This window comes from Curtobacterium pusillum, from assembly GCF_013359865.1.
GTDB classification, from domain to species: Bacteria; Actinomycetota; Actinomycetes; order Actinomycetales; family Microbacteriaceae; genus Curtobacterium; species Curtobacterium pusillum.
Map to the genome: position 1 here is coordinate 1 of NZ_JABMCE010000014.1, position 4339 is coordinate 4339.

The 4339-nt window shown below is 69.0% G+C and carries 3 protein-coding genes; all 3 read left to right on the forward strand.

Annotation, left to right across the window (positions count from 1 at the left end; all coding sequences use genetic code 11):
- Positions 1–317, forward strand: a 317-nt coding sequence (locus HP507_RS00085) for a phosphoribosyltransferase family protein (protein ID WP_277355404.1), incomplete at its 5' end; no start/stop codon positions are given.
- 200 nt (positions 318–517) lie between these two features.
- Positions 518–1225: a ribosome hibernation-promoting factor, HPF/YfiA family gene (gene hpf, locus HP507_RS00090; protein ID WP_175349871.1), complete on the forward strand. Its 708-nt coding sequence runs from the start codon at positions 518–520 to the stop codon at positions 1223–1225.
- Positions 1226–1385: 160 nt separating this feature from the next.
- Positions 1386–4166 carry a preprotein translocase subunit SecA gene (gene secA / locus HP507_RS00095; protein ID WP_175349872.1) on the forward strand — a complete coding sequence of 927 codons (2781 nt, stop codon included), beginning with the start codon at positions 1386–1388 and terminating at the stop codon, positions 4164–4166.
- Positions 4167–4339: the final 173 nt, after the last annotated feature.

The window sequence follows — 4339 nt, forward strand, 5'->3', positions numbered from 1 at the left end:
CCCGTCGTGGGCACGGTTCGCGGTCGCAGGAGCTGGGGGCGGCCGGTCACGGTGCGGGCCGGCGGGAGCCGGGAGCGGGCGGCCCCGGGACTCGCGGTCGGCGGCGGCGCGGGGCCGGGCAGAAGGAGCGCACTGCGGTCGAACGGGTCGAGGCGACGGTCGGCACGCTGCGCGCCACAGGCGTTCGTGGGCGCGACGTCGTGGTGGTGGACGACGTCGTGACCACGGGCGTCACGATGGCCGAGGCCGTGCGGGCGGTCCGCACCGGCGGTGGCAGGGTCGTGCGGTGCGTCGCGGTCGCGAGCGTCGACGACTGACGAGCCGCACGGTTCCTCCCCGGCGTCCACGGGGCGGCGGAGCATCGGTGAACGCTCGGTGGCCACTGTGCGTCCGGTGGGTGTCGGCGCGACTCACCGTCATCCCGTGACGACGTGCGGTCGTCGGGTCTAGCCTCGCGGCAAGGCGTTCATGATCGCCGGATGGAGGCGACGCGCTGAGTCTGGATGGGAGCCGCCACATGGACGTGACGATCACGGGCCGGAACATCGGGGTCACCGACCGATTCCGCACCTACGTCGAACAGAAGTCCGAGAAGATCGACGTGCTCGCCGACCGCGCCCTCGCCTTCGAGGTGCGCATCAGCCGCCACAACGAGAAGTCGGGCGGTTCCCAGGGCGAGGACCGCGTCGAGCTGACACTGATCGGCCCCGGCCCCCTCGTGCGGGCGGAGTCCGCGGCGTCGGACAAGTACGCCGCGTTCGACCTGGCGTTCGCCCGCATCATGGAGCGGCTCCGTCGAGCCCGCGACCGCCGCAAGGTGCACCGCGGACGGCACCGTCCGACCTCGGTCTCCGAGGCGTCGGGCACCGCGTTCGAGCGGATGGGTGTGACCCCCGCGGACGGCAAGCTCATCGAGGACGTCGCCACGGGTGCCGTGCCCGTCGTCGACGCGACGAGCGAGGACGAGGAGAACGAGGTGTACAGCCCGGTGGTGATCCGCCACAAGGTGTTCGAGGCCGCTCCGATGACCGTCGACGACGCGCTGTACTTCATGGAGCTCGTCGGGCACGACTTCTACCTCTTCGTCGACGCGGAGACGCACCGTCCGAGCGTGGTCTACCGCCGCAAGGGCTGGGACTACGGCGTCATCGGTATCGACGAACCGTCCGCCGGGGAGTCCTCGGCAGCGGCGGCCGAGACGGAACCGGCGGTCGCGATCGCCTGACGGTCGTCTCGGCGCCACCGACCCGGAAGGGGTGTGCGCGGTCCGTTCGCGGGCCGCGCACACCCGCGCCGCTCCCAGCGCCGGGTCCGACAAGGGTTGCTAGCATGACTGGCTGTTCGCATCGCGCAGGTCGCGCGTGACGATCTCGTAAGGAGCTCACGTGGCAAACGTGCTGGAGAAGGTCCTCCGCATCGGTGAAGGACGAACCCTCCGCCGGCTGAAGGCGTACGCCTCGGCGATCAACGACCTCGAGGACGACTTCGCGAGCCTGACGGACGAGGAGCTCCAGGACGAGACGAAGGAGCTCCGGGAGCGCTACGCGAACGGTGAGACGCTCGACGACCTCCTGCCCGAGGCGTTCGCCGCCGTTCGCGAAGCAGCGAAGCGGACCCTGGGCATGCGGCACTTCGACGTCCAGATGATGGGCGGCGCCGCACTTCACCTCGGCAACATCGCCGAGATGAAGACCGGTGAGGGCAAGACCCTCGTCGCCACGACGGCCGCGTACCTCAACGCCATCCCGTCGCGCGGCGTGCACGTCATCACGGTCAACGACTTCCTCGCGTCGTACCAGTCCGAGATCATGGGCCGCGTCTTCCGCGCCCTCGGCATGTCGACCGGCTGCATCATCGCGAACCAGTCCCCGGCCGAGCGTCGCGAGCAGTACGCGGCGGACATCACCTACGGCACGAACAACGAGTTCGGCTTCGACTACCTGCGCGACAACATGGCGTGGCAGGCCTCCGACATGGTCCAGCGCGGCCACTTCTTCGCGATCGTGGACGAGGTCGACTCGATCCTCATCGACGAGGCCCGCACGCCGCTCATCATCTCCGGCCCGTCCTCGGGCGAGGCCAACCGCTGGTTCACCGAGTTCGCATCCATCGCCACCCGGCTGACCCCGGGCGAGGACTACGAGGTCGACGAGAAGAAGCGCACCGTCGGCGTGCTCGAGCCCGGCATCGAGAAGGTCGAGGACTACCTCGGCATCGACAACCTCTACGAGTCGGCGAACACCCCGCTCATCTCGTTCCTCAACAACTCCATCAAGGCCGTCGCCCTGTTCAAGCGCGACAAGGACTACGTCGTGATGAACGGCGAGGTGCTCATCGTCGACGAGCACACCGGCCGCATCCTGATGGGCCGTCGCTACAACGAGGGCATCCACCAGGCGATCGAGGCGAAGGAGGGCGTCGAGGTCAAGGCCGAGAACCAGACCCTCGCGACGGTCACGCTGCAGAACTACTTCCGCCTCTACCAGAAGCTGTCCGGCATGACCGGTACCGCCGAGACCGAGGCCGCCGAGTTCATGTCGACGTACAAGCTCGGCGTCGTCCCGATCCCGACGAACAAGCCGATGCAGCGCATCGACCAGACCGACCTCGTCTACAAGAACGAGAAGGCGAAGTTCGAGCAGGTGGCCGAGGACATCGCCGAGCGCCACGAGAAGGGCCAGCCGGTCCTGGTCGGCACGACGAGCGTCGAGAAGTCGGAGTACCTCTCGAAGCTCCTCGCGAAGAAGGGCGTCAAGCACGAGGTCCTCAACGCGAAGAACCACGCGCGCGAAGCCGCGATCGTGGCCCAGGCCGGTCGTCTCGGTGCCGTGACGGTCGCGACGAACATGGCCGGTCGTGGAACCGACATCATGCTCGGCGGCAACTCGGAGTTCCTCGCCGTGCAGGAGATGCACGCGAAGGGGCTGTCCCCGACGGAGACGCCGGAGGAGTACGAGGCCGCGTGGGACGACGTGTTCGCCCGCGTCAAGGCCGAGGTCGAGGAAGAGGGCGACAAGGTCCGAGAGGCCGGCGGTCTGTACGTGCTGGGCACCGAGCGCCACGAGTCGCGCCGTATCGACAACCAGCTCCGCGGACGTTCCGGTCGTCAGGGCGACCCGGGCGAGAGCCGGTTCTACCTCTCGCTCACCGACGACCTCATGCGCCTGTTCAACTCCGGCGCCGCCGAGAGCCTGATGGGCCGTTCGAACGTCCCGGACGACCTCGCGATCGAGAACAAGCTCGTCGGCCGTGCGATCCGTTCCGCGCAGGCGCAGGTCGAGGGCCGCAACGCCGAGATCCGCAAGAACGTCCTCAAGTACGACGACGTCCTCAACCGTCAGCGTGAAGCGATCTACAGCGACCGCCGTCACATCCTCGAGGGCGACGACATCCACGAACGCGCGCAGCAGTTCCTCAAGAACGTCGTCGACGACGTGATCGACACGCACACGGCGGAGGGCAACGCGGACGACTGGGACCTCGACGCCATGTGGACCGAGCTGGGGACGCTGTTCCCGATCTCGATCTCGATCGACGAGGTCATCACCGAGGCCGGCTCGAAGGGGAAGGCATCGCGGGAGTTCCTCGGCCGCGAGATCCTCTCCGACGCCAAGCTCGCGTACGAGAAGCGCGAGGAGCTCCTCGGCGACGAGGCCATGCGTGAGCTCGAGCGCCGCGTCGTCCTCTCGGTGATCGACCGCCGCTGGCGCGACCACCTGTACGAGATGGACTACCTCAAGGACGGCATCGGCCTCCGCGCGATGGCGCAGCGCGACCCGCTCGTCGAGTACCAGCGCGAGGGCTACGCGCTCTTCCAGAGCATGATGGGCCAGATCCGCGAAGAGTCCGTGGGCTACCTGTTCAACCTCGAGGTGCAGGTCCAGTCCGACGGTGAGAACGCGGTCATCGAGGCGAAGGGCCTCGGCGAGGACGAGGTCTCGGGGCTCGAGTACTCGGCACCGTCGATCGACGGCGAGGTCGAGGTCCGCGACGAGCGCGGTCGCCTCGAGCAGGCCGCCACGGCGCGTGCGCAGAAGGCCCAGGCCGAGGCCGACGCGGCTTCCGGACCGGAGCAGGGCTCCGCGTTCGGCAGCGCCGCGACGGCGTCCGGCCAGGCCGCGGCGAGCAACCGGGCCGAGCGTCGACAGGCCGCCAAGAAGGGCTGACCTGCTCACCCGACCGACGTCCTGACTGGAGGGACGGTGCCGGCTGGCACCGTCCCTCCAGTCACGGCCGTCGCCCCGCTGGCGCGGTGCGCCGGTACCGGCTGGTGGGGCCCACCTCCAGTCACGGCCGTCGCCCCGCTGGCGCGGTGCGCCGGTACCGGCTGGTGGGGCCC

What these genes read in the sequence shown, in the direction of transcription:
- hpf (WP_175349871.1), top strand. Translation starts at nt 518, where the DNA reads ATGGACGTGACGATCACGGGCCGGAACATCGGGGTCACCGACCGATTC.